An 18,071-nucleotide genomic window follows, 5' to 3' on the forward strand; every position below is an offset into this window, starting at 1 on the left:
TTCGACTCCTTACTTACGGCCTTTACGCTGCTTCTTAGGCTTATCGCCTTTTGGCTCTACTGCGTTAGCAGCTGGCATACCGCCTAGAATCTCACCTTTGAAGATCCAAACTTTAATGCCGATCACACCGTATTGAGTGTGAGCCGAAGAAGTTGCGTAATCAATGTCTGCACGTAGAGTGTGTAGAGGCACACGGCCTTCACGGTACCACTCAGAACGTGCGATTTCAGCACCGCCAAGACGGCCGCCTACTTGTACTTTGATGCCTTTAGCGCCTAGACGCATAGCATTTTGTACCGCACGCTTCATTGCACGACGGAACATAACACGACGCTCTAGTTGAGACGCGATGCTATCAGCTACAAGCTGACCATCTAGCTCAGGCTTACGTACTTCAGCGATGTTAATTTGCGCTGGTACACCTGCGATTTTAGCTACAGCTGTGCGTAGCTTCTCTACGTCTTCACCTTTCTTACCGATAACAACGCCAGGACGAGCTGTGTGAATAGTCACACGGATGCTCTTAGCTGGACGCTCGATAACGATACGAGATAATGATGCTTTTTGTAGTTCCTTGGTAAGGAACTGACGTACCTTGAAGTCGCCGTCTAGGTTGTCAGCGAATTCGTTGGTATTAGCAAACCATGTAGCATTCCAAGGCTTAACGATGCCAAGACGAATACCATTAGGATGTACTTTCTGACCCATTGCTTACTCTCCTAGTCTTTAGCGATCTGCTACAACAATAGTGATGTGGCTTGAACGCTTCAAGATACGATCCGCACGACCTTTAGCACGAGGCATAATGCGCTTCATGATAGGGCCCTCATCTACGAAGATTTTAGCGACATTTAGATCGTCGATATCTGCACCTTCGTTATGTTCCGCGTTAGCGATAGCTGACTCAAGAACTTTCTTAACCAATACAGCAGCTTTTTTGTTGCTGAAAGTTAGAATTTCTAGAGCTTGGTCTACCGACTTACCGCGAATTTGGTCTGCAACTAAGCGAGCTTTCTGTGGAGAAATACGAGCAAAGTTATGTTTAGCTAAAGCTTCCATCATCTACTCCTTATTTCTTCTTAGCTTTCTTATCTGCAGCATGACCGCGATAAGTACGAGTTGGTGCAAATTCGCCCAGTTTGTGACCGATCATTTCTTCGGTAACGAAAACTGGAACGTGCTGACGACCATTATGGACAGCGATGGTCAAACCAATCATTGTTGGGATGATCATTGAGCGACGGGACCAAGTCTTAATAGGCTTTTTGTCTCCGCTTTCCACCGCTTTCTCTACCTTCTTCAGCAAGTGTAGGTCAATAAAAGGACCTTTCTTGAGAGAACGTGGCATGGCGATTCCTCTTTATAGATTATTTAGTGCGACGACGTACGATGTACTTGTCAGTGCGCTTGTTCTTACGAGTCTTGAAGCCCTTAGTAGGAACGCCCCAAGGAGATACTGGGTGACGACCACCAGATGTGCGGCCTTCACCACCACCATGTGGGTGATCCACCGGGTTCATTACTACACCACGTACGGTTGGACGTACGCCGCGCCAGCGTGAAGCACCAGCTTTACCAAGTTCACGTAGCATATGCTCAGAGTTACCAACTTCACCGATCGTTGCACGACCTTCAGAAAGAACTTTGCGCATTTCACCAGAACGTAGACGAATAGTTACGTATGCACCATCGCGAGCGATGATTTGAGCATAAGCACCAGCCGAACGAGCTAGCTGAGCACCTTTACCAGGCTTAAGTTCAACACAGTGTACAGTAGAACCTACTGGGATGTTGCGCATCGGCAGAGTGTTACCTGCTTTGATTGCTGCATCTACACCAGATTGAATCTGGTCACCTGCGTTAACACCTTTAGGTGCAATGATGTAACGACGCTCACCGTCTGCGTACAGAACTAGAGCGATGTTAGCACTACGGTTTGGATCGTATTCTAGACGCTCAACTTTCGCTGGGATGCCATCTTTAGTACGTTTGAAGTCAACTACACGGTAGTGGTGCTTATGACCACCGCCGATGTGACGTACTGTGATACGACCGTTGTTGTTACGACCACCGTTCTTAGAGTTTTTCTCTAGAAGTGGTGCGTATGGCTTACCCTTGTGTAGGTCAGCGTTAACAACTTTAACGACGTGACGACGACCAGGGGAAGTCGGCTTACATTTAACAATAGCCATTTTTACTACTCCTGTTATTCCGCGCCGCCAACGAAGTCAAGATCTTGACCTTCTTTCAAAGTAACGTAGGCTTTTTTCACGTCTGAACGACGGCCTTCACGCATACCTTGACGTTTGGTCTTACCCTTTAATACAAGAGTATTTACAGACTTAACTTCAACTTCAAATAGCTTTTCTACAGCTGCTTTGATCTCTTTCTTAGTTGCATCTTTAGCTACTTTGAAAACGATAGTGTTCGCTTTCTCAGCTGCCATAGTTGCTTTTTCAGAGATGTGCGGAGCACGTAGAACTTTTAAGATACGCTCTTCAGTGATCATGCTAGCATCTCCTCAACTTGCTTAACTGCGTCAGCAGTCATTAGAACCTTGTCGAAAGCGATAAGTGATACTGGGTCTACACCAGCAACATCACGTGCATCAACTTTGTATAGGTTACGAGCAGCTAAGAATAGATTTTCATCTACTTCGCCAGTCACAATCAGAACGTCGCTTAGCTCAAGCTCTTTAAGCTTAGCTACAAGTTCTTTTGTTTTTGGTGCTTCTACAGAGAAGTTATCAACAACGATTAAACGCTCTTGACGAACTAACTCAGAAAGAATGCTCTTCATAGCACCACGGTACATTTTTTTGTTTACTTTTTGGCTGTGATCTTGTTGTTTCGCAGCAAAAGTAACACCACCTGTACGCCAGATTGGGCTACGAATTGTACCAGCACGTGCGCGGCCAGTACCTTTTTGACGCCATGGCTTAGCGCCACCGCCAGATACTTCAGAACGAGTCTTTTGAGCACGAGTACCTTGACGAGCACCTGCTGCATATGCAACAACTACTTGGTGTACAAGAGCTTCGTTGAAGTCACGTCCGAAAGTAGTCTCGGAAACAGTTAGTGCATCAGCACCTTTAACCATCAATTCCATTACTTACTCCTAGACGTTATGCTTTAACAGCAGGTTTTACGATCACGTTTCCGCCTGTTGAGCCCGGTACTGCACCTTTAATAAGGAGTAGATTGCGCTCAGCGTCAACACGTACGATCTCTAGGTTTTGAGTCGTTACACGCTCAGCACCCATGTGACCTGCCATTTTCTTGCCTTTAAACACGCGACCTGGAGTTTGACATTGGCCAATTGAACCCGGTGCGCGGTGAGACAAAGAGTTACCGTGAGTCATATCTTGAGTAGAGAAGTTCCAACGCTTAACAGCGCCTTGGAAGCCTTTACCTTTAGATGTACCAGTAACGTCTACTTTCTTAATTTCGTTGAAAAGTTCTACGTTTAGCTCAGCGCCAACTTCAAACTCTTCGCCGTTTTCTAAACGGAATTCCCAAAGACCGCGACCTGCTTCTACACCCGCTTTCGCGAAGTGACCAGCTTCAGGTTTAGTTACACGGTTAGCTTTCTTAGCACCAGCAGTTACTTGGATTGCTGCGTAGCCGTCTGTCTCAAGAGTTTTAACTTGAGAAATACGGTTCGCTTCAACCTCAACAACTGTTACTGGGATAGAAACGCCTTCTTCAGTAAATACGCGGGTCATACCCACTTTACGTCCGACTAGACCAATCATTATTCTTATCTCCCTTAACCTAGGCTGATTTGAACATCAACGCCAGCTGCAAGATCAAGACGCATTAGAGCATCAACAGTTTTATCTGTTGGCTCAACGATGTCGATCAAACGCTTGTGAGTACGGATTTCGTACTGGTCACGTGCATCTTTGTTGACGTGTGGAGAGGTAAGAACAGTGAAACGCTCTTTACGAGTAGGAAGTGGAATAGGACCACGAACCTGTGCGCCAGTACGTTTTGCTGTTTCAACGATTTCCGCAGTTGAAGCATCGATTAGCTTGTAATCAAACGCTTTAAGGCGGATACGAATACGTTGGTTCTGCATGAGACAGAGCTCCAATTATTAAAAATTACACAAACAATATCGCCACTCAAACTCGAAAAAACGAGAGAATGCCGATTGATTTATGTGAAACCGTAGCATCCAAAATTAGGACGCATTGTCAGTTAACTTTTGAAGCAAACAAAAAGTTTACTATTTTTATTAACCGCGAACATAAGCTGAGTATACATTACTAGGTAAGACCTACTCCTCAGTGCTCATTGGTTCACAACCGACGTTAGCCAGTGCGTTGCATTATACAGATCACATTTTGGTATGCAAGTGTCGTTGGAAAAATAATCGGAATATATTTGATGAAGGTAATCGACGGTAGCTGAATGACGAAAGTCGAATAATAAAGAACGGAGGAATACTTGGGAAATTGTAGAAACGTAAGAGGTTAGAAAAATAAAAGGGAAGCCGAAGCTTCCCTTTTTTAATGCAGTTCTTCTATTGAAGAGTGTGCAAAATCAATTCGCGATTAAGCGAAGATTTTAGCTACAACACCAGCACCAACTGTACGGCCACCTTCGCGGATTGCGAAACGTAGACCTTCGTCCATTGCGATTGGAGCGATTAGCTCAACAGTCATTTGAACGTTGTCACCTGGCATTACCATTTCTACGCCTTCTGGTAGAGTGATGTCGCCTGTTACGTCAGTTGTACGGAAGTAGAACTGTGGACGGTAACCCTTGAAGAAAGGAGTGTGACGGCCGCCTTCGTCTTTAGAAAGTACGTATACTTCAGACTCAAACTTAGTGTGTGGGTTGATTGAACCTTTCGCAGAAAGTACTTGGCCACGCTCAACGTCATCACGCTTAGTACCACGTAGAAGTGCACCAACGTTCTCACCTGCACGACCTTCGTCAAGCAGTTTACGGAACATTTCAACACCAGTACAAGTAGTAAGAGTAGTCTCTTTGATACCAACGATTTCTACTTCGTCACCTACACGTAGGATACCGCGCTCGATACGACCAGTTACAACTGTACCACGACCTTGAATTGAGAATACGTCTTCAATTGGTAGTAGGAACGGTTGGTCTACTGCACGCTCTGGCTCTGGGATGTAAGAATCTAGTGCTTCTGCAAGCTCAACAATCTTGTCTTCCCACTGCTTCTCGCCGTTTAGTGCGCCAAGTGCAGAACCTTGGATAACTGGTAGGTCATCACCTGGGAAGTCGTATTCAGAAAGAAGTTCACGAACTTCCATCTCAACTAGCTCAAGTAGCTCTTCGTCATCAACCATGTCACATTTGTTCATGAATACGATGATGTAAGGGATACCAACTTGACGACCAAGTAGGATGTGCTCACGAGTTTGAGGCATAGGGCCGTCAGTCGCAGCAACAACTAGGATGCCGCCGTCCATTTGTGCAGCACCAGTGATCATGTTTTTAACATAATCCGCGTGTCCTGGACAGTCTACGTGTGCGTAGTGACGTGATGGAGTGTCGTACTCAACGTGAGAAGTAGCGATTGTGATACCGCGCTCACGCTCTTCTGGAGCGTTATCGATAGATGCGAAATCTTTAGCAACACCACCGTACACTTTTGAAAGTGTAGTACAGATAGCAGCAGTTAGAGTTGTTTTACCGTGGTCAACGTGGCCGATAGTACCAACGTTTACGTGCGGTTTCGTACGTTCAAATTTTTCTTTAGACACAATCGTGTTCCTTCCTAGTTATGATTCGCCACGTTCATTATTGAGCGAGACGCGCCAGAAATTGCTATTTTATGCGCCAACTCTCGTTAGCGCAATATTTGGACGCATTGTTCTTTTAAAAAATAAAGAAAAATGCCTTCCTTTTGTTTAACCACGTTCTGCAATGATTGCTTTCGCAACATTATTAGGCACTTCAGCGTACTCACTAAACTTCATAGAGTAAGAAGCACGCCCTTGTGTCGCAGAACGTAAATCAGTTGCGTAACCGAACATGACAGACAACGGAACTTGTGCACGAATTATCTTCAGGCCAGCTGTCCCCTCGTCCATACCTTCGATGATGCCACGACGACGGTTAATATCGCCAACAACGTCACCCATCCAGTCTTCTGGAGTAGTTACTTCAACTTTCATCATAGGCTCAAGCAGAACTGGTTGCGCTTCAAGTGCACCCGTCCTGAAAGCCATAGAGGCAGCGATTGTAAACGCCATCTCACTTGAATCAACTTCATGGTAAGAACCATCATACAGTGTAGCTTTGATATCCAAAACAGGATAGCCAGCAAGCACACCGTTGTTCATCTGCTCTTCAACGCCTCTAGCAACTGAAGCGATAAACTCTTTAGGTACAATACCGTTGGCAATTTCATCTACGAAGACAAAGCCTTCGCCAGTTTCTGATGGCTCCAGTTTCAGCCATACGTGACCGTATTGACCCTTACCACCATGCTCACGGATAAATTTACCTTCTGCTTTCGCTGTACCGCGAATTGTTTCACGATAAGCTACTTGCGGATTACCAACGTTGCAGTTCACGTTAAATTCACGCTTCATACGGTCAACGATGATATCTAAGTGTAGTTCACCCATACCAGAAATCAGTGTCTGGCCTGTTTCCGCATCCATATCAACACGGAACGATGGGTCTTCTGCTGCTAGTTTACCTAGAGCAATGGTCATTTTATCTTGATCAGCTTGCGAGCTTGGCTCTACAACGATCTGAATAACTGGGTCTGGAAACTCCATGCGTTCAAGAATAATTTTATGATTCTGGTCACACAGAGTTTCACCGGTGGTTACATCTTTTAAACCAATAATTGCTGCAATGTCACCTGCTCGTACTTCTTTTACTTCTTCACGTTTATTTGAATGCATTTGAACAATGCGACCTAAACGTTCACGTTGCTTCTTCACAGAGTTGTAAGCAGTTTTACCGCTTTCTACAATACCAGAGTAAACACGGATGAAAGTTAGAGTACCAACGAATGGGTCGGTTGCGATTTTAAAGGCTAGCGCAGAGAACGGTTCTTTATCATCCGCGTGACGCTCTACTTCATTCTCGTCTTCATCAATACCTTGAATCGCAGGTACATCAATTGGTGAAGGGAGAAAATCAACAACGGCATCTAGAACAGCTTGTACGCCTTTGTTTTTGAATGCACTACCACAAGTTGCTAGTACTATTTCATTATTAAGGGTACGAGTACGAAGACCTTGTTTGATTTCAGCTTCTGTTAGTTCACCTTCTTCAAGGTACTTATCCATCAACTCTTCACTTGCTTCTGCAGCAGCTTCAACAAGTTCTGTGCGATATTCTTCAGCCATTTCTTGCATGTCTGCTGGAATATCTTCATAAGTGAAGGTCATGCCTTGATCAGCATCGTTCCAATTGATTGCCTTCATCTTGATAAGGTCAACAACACCCTGAAAGTTTTCTTCAGTGCCAATATTCAATTGGATAGGAACAGGAGTTGCGCCTAAGCGGTCCTTGATCTGCTCAACGACACGTAAGAAGTCTGCGCCTGTACGGTCCATTTTGTTAACGAAAACCAGACGTGGAACTTGGTACTTATCGGCTTGACGCCATACTGTCTCTGACTGAGGTTCAACACCAGATGAGCCACAGAACACAACGACAGCACCATCAAGTACACGCAAAGAACGTTCTACTTCAATAGTAAAGTCAACGTGTCCAGGGGTGTCGATGATGTTGATACGGTGATCTGAGAACTGAGCTTCCATACCACGCCAAAACGTAGTGGTCGCTGCTGAAGTGATCGTAATACCGCGCTCTTGCTCTTGCTCCATCCAGTCCATGGTTGCTGCACCATCGTGAACTTCGCCGATTTTGTGAGAAAGACCGGTATAGAGCAGAATACGTTCACTTGTGGTTGTTTTACCTGCATCTACGTGAGCAACAATACCAATATTACGGTATCGCTCAATAGGAGTTTTACGAGCCACGGTTGAATCCTCTTAACTTAGAGACTTAGGGACTATTGCTATACCCAGGATGCTAAAAAGTACTAGCCCTAGAAATAGCAATAGTTCCTAGCATATGCATAGGAACTAAAGAAGTGCTGCAAGGAACCTTGCAGCACAAAAAGGTATTACCAGCGGTAATGTGCGAACGCTTTGTTTGCGTCAGCCATGCGGTGAACGTCTTCACGTTTCTTAACCGCAGTACCTTTGTTCTCAGACGCGTCTAGCATTTCAGCAGCTAGGCGTTGAGCCATAGATTTTTCACCACGCTTACGCGCAGCTTCAACTACCCAACGCATAGCAAGAGCGTTACGGCGAACCGGACGAACTTCTACAGGTACTTGGTAAGTTGAACCACCTACACGGCGAGATTTAACCTCTACCGCTGGGCGAACATTTTCAAGAGCTTCTTCAAATACAGCTAAGTGGTCTTTACCAGACTTCTCAGCCATTGAATCTAGTGCAGTGTAAACGATTTTCTCTGCAGTAGATTTCTTTCCGTCAACCATAAGGATGTTAACGAATTTTGCCAGCAATTCAGATTTGAACTTAGGATCTGGAAGGATCTTACGCTGACCTATTACGCGACGACGTGGCATGGATATTCTCCGTTGTCTTCTTCAGGTTTTTTCCAAAACTTTTCAGAATAATAAATAAAATAGTGTTTGGCCTTACTTAACGCTTTCTTTTAAAAAAGAAAATGCATTAAGACTTAGGACGTTTCACACCGTACTTAGAACGACCTTGTTTACGGTCGTTAACGCCAGCACAGTCAAGCGCGCCGCGAACAGTGTGGTAACGAACACCCGGAAGGTCTTTTACACGACCGCCACGGATTAGTACAACACTGTGCTCTTGAAGGTTGTGACCTTCACCACCGATGTACGAAGTTACTTCGAAACCGTTGGTTAGACGTACACGACATACTTTACGTAGTGCCGAGTTAGGTTTTTTAGGTGTAGTAGTGTAAACACGAGTACATACACCACGTTTTTGTGGGCACGCTTCTAGTGCAGGCACGTTGCTTTTAACAACTTGCTTTACACGAGGTTTGCGAACCAACTGGTTAATAGTTGCCATTAACTAGCTCCTGAAATTTACTTGAAAGTAAGCTTTGTGAAAAATCTATCCCTAATCACAAGTCGTAATTAGGGACGCAAAATTCTATTCAGCAGTGGGAGGTGTGTCAAGAAATATACAGATCTTTTTTAGCCGTCCAGAGCTCAGGATGGTTTAATTTTAACCAAACTGATAAAACACGGCTACCAAGTGACTGATTTGTCGTTCAAAACCGTCAGCTTAACGAACCCGTCAAAGTCCACTTGACTAAGTGCACCAGAGACAAGGGGCTGTAAACCTCGGCTATCGAGATCCGGTTTTAACACCGACACCTGATCAACTGCGCAGATTTGAGTGAATAACTCATGATTGGGAAGGCAAACATACACCGCATCTTCCACTAAAAGGAAGTTATCCTGTGGTTGAGAGTAGGTCAATGCGAGTTTAAGTTTGTCGACTGATTTTACGATATGAAGCATAGCGTTCCCTAGAAAGTCAGTATCTGCTGGCATTGAGTTAGCTTCTGCGTTAACTCATCCGCTTCAACCGCGGTTACATCAATCAACAGGTTGTCTGTCGAAATACCAAACTGACACAGGCTACGCTGACACACATACACCTGTTCGATGTCGTACAGGTCCATAAGCTTAAATGCTGAGATGTAGTCGCGTGATAGGACTTCGTCGGGTTGCTGAGCTTTAAGGAGCTGTGTCACGCCATCGCCAACAAAGAACACTGAGATGTCTTCACTGTAAGCGGAAGCGGCAAGTAATGCGTCTAACCCTTCTCTACCGGCAGCAGTACTATGAGGAAAACTATTAAATATAAAGGCTAACTTTCTCAAAACTGTACGACCCTATCTTGCGTGAGCAGCGCTTCCGATAAACTCCCTAATCCGGCCTGAGTGAATCCAGACGCTAGATTAGAAACACCAAGTTGATGTTGCGTTGCTTCTTCTGGGCTAATCACTCCGCGCCTTAACGCAGCAGCCACACAGGTCTCTAGGCTAACATCGTGCTCATCAGCCAGCTTTTGCCAAGCTGAAGCTAAGTCAAATTCATCGTTAGCCGGTACGGTAAGAGCTGAGCCGTTACTGACGCCATCTTGATAGAAAAACACACTGTGAAGTTTGTGCCCCTGCTTAATCAGAGCCACGGCAAACTGATAAGCACTTCTTGCGGATTGTGAGCCGTAAACGGGCCCATTAACTAGGAGTGTGTAGCTTAACAACCCTCTTCATCCTCTGTTTTACGTTGGCGGATATACAAATATACGGTGTGCTTCGAGATATTCAAGCGCTCAGCAACACGGTTAATCGCATCTTTGATATCGAAAATACCTTTGTCGTAAAGCTCCATCACAATCTGACGGTTCTTAGTATTGTTCGATACCGACTTGTCTGCATTGATTTCTTCAATCGTTCGCTCAACCGTTTGGTCGACGAGTTCTTCAACATCACTTGCGAAGTTAACCGATGACGCAGCTTCGTCAGCGTCTTGCGTTGGCATGAAAGATTGCAGCACTTGTGAGAATGGCGCATCTAAATTGACGTTGATACACAATAACCCTATCACTCGGTCTTCACCATTACGGATAGCAACCGTGATCGACTTCATTAATACTCCACCTTTAGCGCGAGTGAAGTATGAGCGTGAAAAGTTACGCTTAGAACCTTCAATATCTTTCAGCATCTTTAATGCAAGATCGGTGATCGGAGAGCCAACCTGACGACCTGTATTCTCACCGTTGGCAATTTTAATTGCAGAAGTATTGAGGTCTTCTAGTGAGTGCAAAACGATTTCACAAAACGGACCAATAAGGCTCGCAATCCCATCAACAACGGCCTCATAAGATCTTAAAATAATTTTATCGTGTTCACTGAATGGCATAACGTGGACTGATTCCATTTCAAGTAACACATCTGCATTGATTGTTTCTGTAGTAGTCACTTATTCCTTACCTTCGTGTGAAAAATCAACAAATTTATGTAAGTTTATCAGAAAATTTTAATTGCACACCTAGCTAACATTGCAACTAGTGATTTAGAACAAGTTTAAAAATAAAATACTCAATTTAAAATCATAAAAAAGCCTAACTTGAAGTTAGGCTTTTTATTCTACCAACGTATTTTAAAACGAAGTTTCGCTTTGATATTACTGAGCAGCAGTCGCTTCAGTATCATCAATTTTTAGTAATTCGACTTCGAACACTAGCGTTGAGTTAGCAGGGATAGTCGGTGTATCTTGCTCACCGTAGGCTAGCTCTGGCGGGATAACGAACTTGTACTTAGAGCCAACTGTCATCAGTTGCACGCCTTCAGTCCAACCAGGAATTACGCGGTTAAGCGGGAATGTTGCTGGTTCACCACGCTCGTAAGAGCTGTCGAACTGAGTACCATCTGTTAACGTACCTTTGTAGTGTACTTGAACTGTGTCCGTGTCTTTTGGAGAAGCGCCTTCACCAGTCGTCATTACTTGGTAAAGTAGACCAGATTCCGTTTGCTTAACGCCGTCAGTTTTAGCGAACTCAGCGCGGAAGTCATCACCCACTTTCTTAGTTTCTGCCGATTTTTCTGCCGCTTGTGCTTGCATAGTTTCAGCAACACGCTTATCTAGAGCTTCAAGAGCCGCTCGAGTCTCTTCTTCGTTCAGTGCCGTTTTCTCTGCGAATACGTCTTCGATACCTTGAAGAACCATGTCTTTGTCTAGGTTAATACCTAGCTCGCTTGGCTTATCAATGCTTGTGCTTAGGTAGTTAGCGAAAGATACACCGATTGCGTATGCCGCTTTGTCGTCTTCTGTTTTAAAGTTTACTGCTTCTACTTTAACTTCTTCTACTTGAGGAGCTTCTGCCTTTGGTTCTTCTTTCTGACAACCAACTGCTAGCATAACCGTTGCGGCAAGCAGTGATACTTTTAAAACTGATTTCATTGAATTCTCCAATTAATGGCCAAGCCATTGGTTATTGTGCACAAATCTAATGATTAGATTGGTGTGAATACGTTAGTTATAACAATATACTAGTCATATGTCTTTCGACAAAAACCGGATTATTAGACGTGATGCGAATATTTTTTCATTCATTGCTATGTACAATTGTCATCACCTTGTTAAATGGCTGTTTTTTCTTCCAAGATGATGATCAACGTTGGGAAATTGAACCCAATGGCGCCACCAGCTTTGCGCTCAGCAGAGATGGACGCTTCGCCCTGCTCTACTCTCAGAAAAAACACTTACTGCTCTGGGACTTAGAGCAAAACAAAGAGCTTGCTCAACTCGGTCCGCAAGACCAATCAGAAAACCAAGTATCCCGTATCCGAATCTCGGACAATGGTCGCTTTGCCATTACCGCAAGCCAAATGAATTTCGCCGTGTGGGACTTATCTTGGACTCAAGCTGAAGGGCTTTGGTCTATTTCCGATGGCTTGATTCGCGATGTCGATATATCTAGCAACGGTGAAAAAGTATTGCTTGGCCTGTCTAATGGTAAAGCGATCTATGTGGATTTAGTCACCGGACGCCGTCTGGAGTTCCTCGCTCACCGAGAAAAAGTGAATTCGGTGTCCCTTTCGGCCAATGGTCGCTACGCACTTACTGGCGGGAATGATTACAAAGCTTACCTTTGGGATACCGAGTCTGGCTTGGTATTGCGTACCTTTGAGCATGAACAAAGAGTAGTACGAGTTGCGCTACAGCGCGATGGTGAACTGGCTTTTACCTCTGACGGAGGTAATCAGGCTATGATTTGGGATCTTGAAACTGGTGAGTATCAAGCGCAACTACAGAGTTGGTCTCGACAATTGATATTTTCAAGTGCACGTTTCTCTGATGACGGCCGTATGTTGGTGACAGGAACACCATCAAGCCAAGTGAGCGTGTGGAACACTCAGGATGGCAAAAGAATTTCTCGTCACGATGCTGAACCATTAAAAGATGCTCGCCCTCCCCGTGCGGTAGTGTATGATGCGACCTTTGATGATAAAAACCGTGTGATATCGGGCACCTCAGCGGGCATTGCCCAAGCTTGGAATGTGGATTAAGAACGATGACAGAAAAGCGAGTTGAAAAACTGGAAAGCCGCGTGAATGACCTAGAGTGTCAGCTAGCTTTTCAAGAACAGACCATTGAAGAACTCAATGAAGCGCTTAGCCAACAACAGATGTTGATCACAAGAATGCAAGACCAAATGAAGTTCGTGGTTGGCAAAGTGAAAAACATGGATGGCTCAAACTTAGCAGACGCATCAGAAGAGACGCCACCGCCACACTATTAGGCAAGCTGAAAACGAGCGAATAAATATTAATGATGCACTCCACTGACAACAGAAATTGAAAGGGCGGCAGATCTATCTGTCGCCCTTCGTTTATGTACCGACAGGCTAGGATCAAACTATCATGGTTTACTCATCGGCATAAATTTTCACTTCAACATAGCCTTCAGTATCAACGCTGGCACGGTACATCCCAGAGCTGTTCATTCCGAAATGAATTTCGCCTTGGCCATCAATAGCGATCAAACCGCCTTCACCCCCCATGGCTTTTAGTTCACCTTGGATAATTTGCTCACTGGCCGTGTGCACATCTTCCTTGAGGTAACGCATTCGTGCAGCCACATCACTGGCGACCATTTTTCTGAGGAAAAACTCCCCCATACCCGTTGTAGAAACAGCAACGTTACCATTTTCGGCAATAGTGCCTGCACCTATGATTGGCGAGTCACCGACACGACCATATTGCTTATTGGTCACGCCGCCAGTGCTTGTCGCAGCCGCTAAGTTACCCGCTTGGTCTAACGCTACAGCCCCTACGGTTCCATGCTTTTTATCGTCTGGATACTGGTCTTGTTGCTCTTCATACTGAGCTTCAGAGAGAGCAAAAATACCTTTCTCCTTCATCGATTGCAGCTGATCGTAGCGACGTTCAGTAAAAAAGTAGTCTTGCTCGGTAAACGTATACTCGTGTTCAAAGGCAAACTTCTCAGCACCTTCGCCAATCAGTAGTACGTGGTCGCTTTTAAGCATCACATCACGCGCGAGCTCAACTGGGTTTTTAATATGACGCACCCCTGCTATCGCACCGGCATCCATTTCACGCCCATGCATCACTGAGGCATCCATCTCAACAAATTCATCATGAGTCAAAACCGAACCTTTACCAGCATTAAAGTGTGGGCTGTCTTCCATCACTTTAACCGATGCAACCACTGCATCGAGAGCATCACCGCCCGATTGCAGAACTTGATAACCGGCCAAAACAGACTTTTTCAAGGCTTCGACAATGCCCGTTTTTAGTTCATCGCTCATCTGATCTCGCAAGATGGTTCCAGCACCACCATGAATGGCGATTGAAAAAGGCTGTGACATGCAAATTCTCCACTGACGTATTCTTAGAATGTTGTGCTATCAATACCACATCCATGATTCTATGTCTGATAGAGAAAACCAAACTTTTTGCGGATGCTTAGATTTACGGATACTTAGATTTACGGATACTTAATTCGGTAGATTAAAAGCCAGGTCAAAAGGCTCGGCGCCAATACGAAAAAAGCCTCCACAAGGGAGGCTTTCAAGATTCTTAATCTACACCGTTAATTCGGTATTAGTGAGAACCACAGCTACCGCCGCCGCAGCAGCCGTCTTTTTTCTCTTCACCATGGTCGTGGTCTTCGCCACCGCAGCAACCGCCTTCGTGGTCATGATCGTGGTCGTGACCACAGCCACCTTCTTGGTGCACATGACCGTGTTGAACTTCTTCTTCAGTCGCTTCACGAACCGCTACAACTTCAACATCAAACGTTAGTGTTTGACCAGCTAGCATATGGTTACCGTCAACAACAACTTCGTCGCCATCTACTTCAGTAATTTCTACTGGGATCGGACCTTGGTCTGTATCCGCTAGGAAACGCATACCTACTTCGATTTCTTCAACACCTTGAAACACATCAGAAGGCACTCGTTGAACGAGGGCGTCGTTGTGCTCACCGTAAGCCTCTTCTGGAGTAACAGTTGCAGAGAATTTGTCGCCAGCCACTTTGCCTTCAAGCTCTTTTTCAAGACCTGTAATTAGGTTGTTGTGACCGTGAAGGTAATCTAGTGGAGCCTCTGCAGTTGATTGATCAACTACTACGCCATCTTCAAGTTTCACTTGATATGCAACACTAACCACTACGTTCTTTTCAATTTTCATGAGAGCTCCAAGGAGGTTTGGACTAGGCTCGAACAGTTGAACCTAGGAATAAATTTTGTACACCGGGTATTATGGGGATGAATTAATGAAACTCAATCATTCTGGTTTAAAAATACCGATCATTTCTTGATTCGCGTGTTCAGATTTCTCTACAGTTTTGGGTTTACGCTGTTCAGTGAAGTCGCAGTCGACACATTCCACCAACTCGATATTATTCTCGACCCACCAGCGAAGTGTGTCTTGAGTGTTGCAGCTTGGGCAGCTCGCCCCTGCGATAAAGCGTTTTTTCTGTTTCACGTTCATGTCCTTTACTACTCTGGATTCGCTGTTCTTCTATGCCCCACAATGTAAAGCCAATAGAGACCGCGTTTATTATTAGGCTGTATTTTTCTTATTACAAAATCATTGGCTCTAAGCTCTGAATTATTGCCAATAGTTTCGAGACTGGTGATCGTTTTCCATCTCGTGTCCAAAAATCTCTTCGAGCTCTTTGCGAGCCTCTTTGGCTCTTTGAGCTAGCTCTGCATCTTCACTATGCTGAGAAAGTAACTCCTTCAGCATACCATTATCCAATTTCCTAAAGTGTGCTTCTGCTCGCTTCGCTTTATAAGGATGCATGCCGAGTTCGGTCAACGTTTGACGACCTAAATCGAGGGCTCCAAGGAAGGTTTCTCGCGAGTAGTTACTCACACCGTGGTTAAGCAATTGATAGGCCTCAACACGGCTTCGAGCACGCGCTAAGATCTTTAAGCGTGGGAAGTGCTGCTTACATAAATCGACGGTTTTCATAATTTCGTCTGGAGAGTCAGTACACAACACAATCGCTTCGGCTTTATCTGCACCCGCAGCTCTTAACAACTCTAAGTGTGTTGAATCGCCGTAAAATACTTTGTAACCGAACTTTCTAAGGATATGTATTTGGCTGGCATCACTCTCAAGGACGGTGATACGAATCTTGTTGGCATACATTAAGCGGCCAATGATTTGACCAAAACGACCAAAGCCAGCAATGATCACTCGAGGGCTGCGATCCACCACATCTGAAGACATCGAACTTTCACTGATTTGATTAAGTTGACGAGCGAAAAATTTATCTTGCAGCTTTAACATCAATGGCGTTGTCACCATAGACAAGCTGACAACAACCAATAAGAACGACACTTGTTCGTTACTTAAGAGGCCTTGTGCGCTCGCCGCAGTAAAAATGACAAAGGCAAACTCACCACCTTGGCTAAGAATCATTGCCATTCGGCTACGCGCTTTAGCTTGAGTACCAAAGATACGAGCAAGCACATACAACACTAACCCCTTTAAGACGACCAAAGCCGACACAGCACTGAGTATGACGAATGGGCTTTCCGCTAACAAACCTAAATTTACCGCCATCCCAACAGAGATAAAGAACAGACCAAGCAGTAGCCCTTTGAAGGGGTCAATCGCAATCTCAAGCTCGTGTCGATATTCACTTTCAGCCAAAAGTACGCCCGCGAGGAAAGTACCTAATGCCATCGACAAGCCAATTTGCTGCATTATGACCGCAATACCAATCACAAGTAATAGTGCCGCAATCGTAAACACCTCACGAACACCACTCATGACTATGTATCGAAACAGTGGTCTCAGTAAGAAGTGACCACCAACAAACAAACCAATCACACCACCTAGCATCCACAACATATCAGCCCAACTACCACCGACATTACCAGCAAGCAGGGGTAACATCGCCAACATTGGAATGACCGCGATATCTTGAAAAAGTAACACCGCAAAGCCTGACTGCCCGGCCTCTTTGCCACCGAGCTCCCGCTCCTCAATAACACGCAAAGCTATCGCAGTTGAAGATAGTGCCAACCCCATACCTATCACGAGACTCGTTTGCCAACTTAAACCAAACAAACGCACGATAGCGGTAATTATCAAAGTGGTGATCAGCACTTGCGCGCCACCCAACCCAAGAATAGGCGCTCTCATTTGCCACAATTTTTTGGGGTTTAGCTCTAAACCAATCAGAAAGAGCAATAATACGACCCCAAGTTCGGAGAAATGCAGAATTGCCTCGACGTCACTGATCAGCCCGAGCCCCCATGGCCCAATCGCCACACCTGCTAACAAATACCCCAACACCGAACCCAAACCAGCTCGCTGTGCGATAGGAACCGCAACGACAGCCGCCGCTAAAAAGATAACGCTACTTTGCAGAAAATCATTAGTCAGGGCCATCATTCGCTCCTGTATCTTGTAGCGGATCTTGCAACCAGTTTCGATAGGCTTCAGCGTGTTGATAACGCGCCATATCCGAAACATTCCGTGCCCAATGTAAAACCAAAGGTGACATCCAGTTCATCTGACACAAAGCAGCGGTTAACTCAAACGGTTGTAAGATCTCTTGCAATGGATATTTATTATAGCCTGCAGCGCCAAATGCCTCTTCTTTACCACCAGTAGTGATAACACTTCTCCAGTACCTACCTTTAAGCGCACACTGCTCACCAAACGCAAAACCTTTCCCTAACACGCGATCAAACCACTCCTTTAAGAGCGAAGGGCATGAATACATAAATAGAGGGTGTTGAAACACAATCACGTCGTACTCAAGGAGCAATTTACGCTCATAAGGGACATCGATAAAAAAGTCTGGATAGATGGCATAGAGATCATGAACTTTAACATGCCCTAGCGACTCTACCTTTTTAATCATCATCTGATTAGCAATAGAGGTGTGCGGCTCTGGGTGTGCGTAAATGATTAACACCTTTGGCACGGGGTTGTCTGTCGAGGGAGTATTACTCATTCCTTTGAAACATTCCTTTGAGGGCTAAACAG

24 protein-coding genes are annotated in these 18,071 nt (G+C 45.0%); 2 read left to right on the top strand and 22 right to left on the bottom strand.

Translation table 11 applies throughout. From position 1 onward, the window contains the following. Positions 1 to 9: 9 nt before the first annotated feature. The 17 genes from rpsC to fkpA all read right to left on the bottom strand — a co-directional run bounded on the left by rpsC (position 10) and on the right by fkpA (position 11,994). Positions 10 to 708, bottom strand: a complete 699-nt coding sequence (rpsC, locus tag OCU50_RS12860) for a 30S ribosomal protein S3 (protein ID WP_017054813.1) — start codon at positions 706 to 708, stop codon at positions 10 to 12. An 18-nt stretch (positions 709 to 726) separates the two neighbouring features. After that, positions 727 to 1,059 (bottom strand): 50S ribosomal protein L22, encoded by a 333-nt coding sequence (gene rplV, locus OCU50_RS12865; RefSeq protein WP_004736732.1) that lies wholly within the window; start codon positions 1,057 to 1,059, stop codon positions 727 to 729. Between the two features lie 10 nt (positions 1,060 to 1,069). Further along, the gene (gene rpsS, locus OCU50_RS12870; RefSeq protein WP_004736729.1) at positions 1,070 to 1,348 is read right to left on the bottom strand and encodes a 30S ribosomal protein S19; all 279 of its coding nucleotides are present in this window, start codon (positions 1,346 to 1,348) and stop codon (positions 1,070 to 1,072) included. Between the two features lie 19 nt (positions 1,349 to 1,367). Further along, positions 1,368 to 2,192 (bottom strand): 50S ribosomal protein L2, encoded by an 825-nt coding sequence (rplB, locus tag OCU50_RS12875; RefSeq protein WP_017054814.1) that lies wholly within the window; start codon positions 2,190 to 2,192, stop codon positions 1,368 to 1,370. Between the two features lie 14 nt (positions 2,193 to 2,206). Then, positions 2,207 to 2,509, bottom strand: coding sequence for a 50S ribosomal protein L23 (gene rplW, locus OCU50_RS12880; protein ID WP_004736765.1), 303 nt, complete (start codon positions 2,507 to 2,509; stop codon positions 2,207 to 2,209). After that, positions 2,506 to 3,108 carry a 50S ribosomal protein L4 gene (rplD, locus tag OCU50_RS12885; protein WP_017054815.1) on the bottom strand — a complete coding sequence of 201 codons (603 nt, stop codon included), beginning with the start codon at positions 3,106 to 3,108 and terminating at the stop codon, positions 2,506 to 2,508. Before rplD ends, rplW begins: the two co-directional genes overlap by 4 nt. A gap of 16 nt (positions 3,109 to 3,124) precedes the next feature. Beyond that, entirely contained in the window at positions 3,125 to 3,754 is a 630-nt protein-coding gene (rplC, locus tag OCU50_RS12890; RefSeq protein ID WP_017054816.1) for a 50S ribosomal protein L3, read from the bottom strand. Between the two features lie 14 nt (positions 3,755 to 3,768). Next, positions 3,769 to 4,080: a 30S ribosomal protein S10 gene (gene rpsJ / locus OCU50_RS12895; protein WP_004736761.1), complete on the bottom strand. Its 312-nt coding sequence runs from the start codon at positions 4,078 to 4,080 to the stop codon at positions 3,769 to 3,771. Positions 4,081 to 4,558: 478 nt separating this feature from the next. Then, on the bottom strand, positions 4,559 to 5,743 hold the full coding sequence (gene tuf, locus OCU50_RS12900) for an elongation factor Tu (protein WP_060468717.1): 1,185 nt from the start codon (positions 5,741 to 5,743) through the stop codon (positions 4,559 to 4,561). A 147-nt stretch (positions 5,744 to 5,890) separates the two neighbouring features. Next, on the bottom strand, positions 5,891 to 7,987 hold the full coding sequence (gene fusA / locus OCU50_RS12905) for an elongation factor G (protein WP_060468718.1): 2,097 nt from the start codon (positions 7,985 to 7,987) through the stop codon (positions 5,891 to 5,893). A gap of 146 nt (positions 7,988 to 8,133) precedes the next feature. Next, positions 8,134 to 8,604, bottom strand: coding sequence for a 30S ribosomal protein S7 (rpsG, locus tag OCU50_RS12910; RefSeq protein WP_010435163.1), 471 nt, complete (start codon positions 8,602 to 8,604; stop codon positions 8,134 to 8,136). Between the two features lie 106 nt (positions 8,605 to 8,710). After that, positions 8,711 to 9,085, bottom strand: coding sequence for a 30S ribosomal protein S12 (gene rpsL, locus OCU50_RS12915; RefSeq protein WP_004737194.1), 375 nt, complete (start codon positions 9,083 to 9,085; stop codon positions 8,711 to 8,713). 182 nt (positions 9,086 to 9,267) lie between these two features. Beyond that, on the bottom strand, positions 9,268 to 9,543 hold the full coding sequence (gene tusB, locus OCU50_RS12920; RefSeq protein ID WP_017055801.1) for a sulfurtransferase complex subunit TusB: 276 nt from the start codon (positions 9,541 to 9,543) through the stop codon (positions 9,268 to 9,270). An 8-nt stretch (positions 9,544 to 9,551) separates the two neighbouring features. After that, positions 9,552 to 9,908: a sulfurtransferase complex subunit TusC gene (gene tusC / locus OCU50_RS12925; protein ID WP_060468719.1), complete on the bottom strand. Its 357-nt coding sequence runs from the start codon at positions 9,906 to 9,908 to the stop codon at positions 9,552 to 9,554. Next, positions 9,905 to 10,294 (bottom strand): sulfurtransferase complex subunit TusD, encoded by a 390-nt coding sequence (tusD, locus tag OCU50_RS12930; RefSeq protein WP_060468720.1) that lies wholly within the window; start codon positions 10,292 to 10,294, stop codon positions 9,905 to 9,907. The genes tusC and tusD overlap by 4 nt, the downstream gene beginning before the upstream one ends. Beyond that, positions 10,288 to 11,013 carry a helix-turn-helix transcriptional regulator gene (locus OCU50_RS12935; protein ID WP_017055804.1) on the bottom strand — a complete coding sequence of 242 codons (726 nt, stop codon included), beginning with the start codon at positions 11,011 to 11,013 and terminating at the stop codon, positions 10,288 to 10,290. The genes tusD and OCU50_RS12935 overlap by 7 nt, the downstream gene beginning before the upstream one ends. A 204-nt stretch (positions 11,014 to 11,217) precedes the next feature. Then, the gene (fkpA, locus tag OCU50_RS12940) at positions 11,218 to 11,994 is read right to left on the bottom strand and encodes an FKBP-type peptidyl-prolyl cis-trans isomerase (RefSeq protein ID WP_060468721.1); all 777 of its coding nucleotides are present in this window, start codon (positions 11,992 to 11,994) and stop codon (positions 11,218 to 11,220) included. Positions 11,995 to 12,125: 131 nt separating this feature from the next. On the opposite strand from fkpA, the gene OCU50_RS12945 reads away from it, so the two are divergent. Together OCU50_RS12945 and OCU50_RS12950 are read left to right on the top strand one after the other, a co-directional pair. Beyond that, the gene (locus tag OCU50_RS12945; RefSeq protein ID WP_060468722.1) at positions 12,126 to 13,103 is read left to right on the top strand and encodes a WD40 repeat domain-containing protein; all 978 of its coding nucleotides are present in this window, start codon (positions 12,126 to 12,128) and stop codon (positions 13,101 to 13,103) included. 5 nt (positions 13,104 to 13,108) lie between these two features. Continuing rightward, complete coding sequence (locus OCU50_RS12950; protein ID WP_017055807.1) at positions 13,109 to 13,336, top strand: SlyX family protein; 228 nt, start codon at positions 13,109 to 13,111, stop codon at positions 13,334 to 13,336. 126 nt (positions 13,337 to 13,462) lie between these two features. On the opposite strand, the gene OCU50_RS12955 is transcribed toward OCU50_RS12950, so the two are convergent. The 5 genes from OCU50_RS12955 to kefG form a co-directional block, all read right to left on the bottom strand. Next, the gene (locus OCU50_RS12955) at positions 13,463 to 14,425 is read right to left on the bottom strand and encodes an isoaspartyl peptidase/L-asparaginase family protein (RefSeq protein ID WP_060468723.1); all 963 of its coding nucleotides are present in this window, start codon (positions 14,423 to 14,425) and stop codon (positions 13,463 to 13,465) included. A gap of 235 nt (positions 14,426 to 14,660) precedes the next feature. Continuing rightward, the gene (slyD, locus tag OCU50_RS12960; protein ID WP_017055809.1) at positions 14,661 to 15,248 is read right to left on the bottom strand and encodes a peptidylprolyl isomerase; all 588 of its coding nucleotides are present in this window, start codon (positions 15,246 to 15,248) and stop codon (positions 14,661 to 14,663) included. A gap of 96 nt (positions 15,249 to 15,344) precedes the next feature. Continuing rightward, entirely contained in the window at positions 15,345 to 15,545 is a 201-nt protein-coding gene (locus OCU50_RS12965) for a YheV family putative zinc ribbon protein (RefSeq protein WP_017632113.1), read from the bottom strand. A 126-nt stretch (positions 15,546 to 15,671) separates the two neighbouring features. Beyond that, a complete protein-coding gene (gene kefB / locus OCU50_RS12970; protein ID WP_060468724.1) occupies positions 15,672 to 17,468 on the bottom strand; it encodes a glutathione-regulated potassium-efflux system protein KefB in 1,797 nt (598 codons plus the stop codon). Further along, the gene (gene kefG, locus OCU50_RS12975) at positions 17,455 to 18,039 is read right to left on the bottom strand and encodes a glutathione-regulated potassium-efflux system ancillary protein KefG (protein WP_060468725.1); all 585 of its coding nucleotides are present in this window, start codon (positions 18,037 to 18,039) and stop codon (positions 17,455 to 17,457) included. Before kefG ends, kefB begins: the two co-directional genes overlap by 14 nt. Between the last annotated feature and the right edge of the window lie 32 nt (positions 18,040 to 18,071).

Source organism: Vibrio toranzoniae, from assembly GCF_024347655.1.
GTDB classification, from domain to species: domain Bacteria; phylum Pseudomonadota; class Gammaproteobacteria; order Enterobacterales; family Vibrionaceae; genus Vibrio; species Vibrio toranzoniae.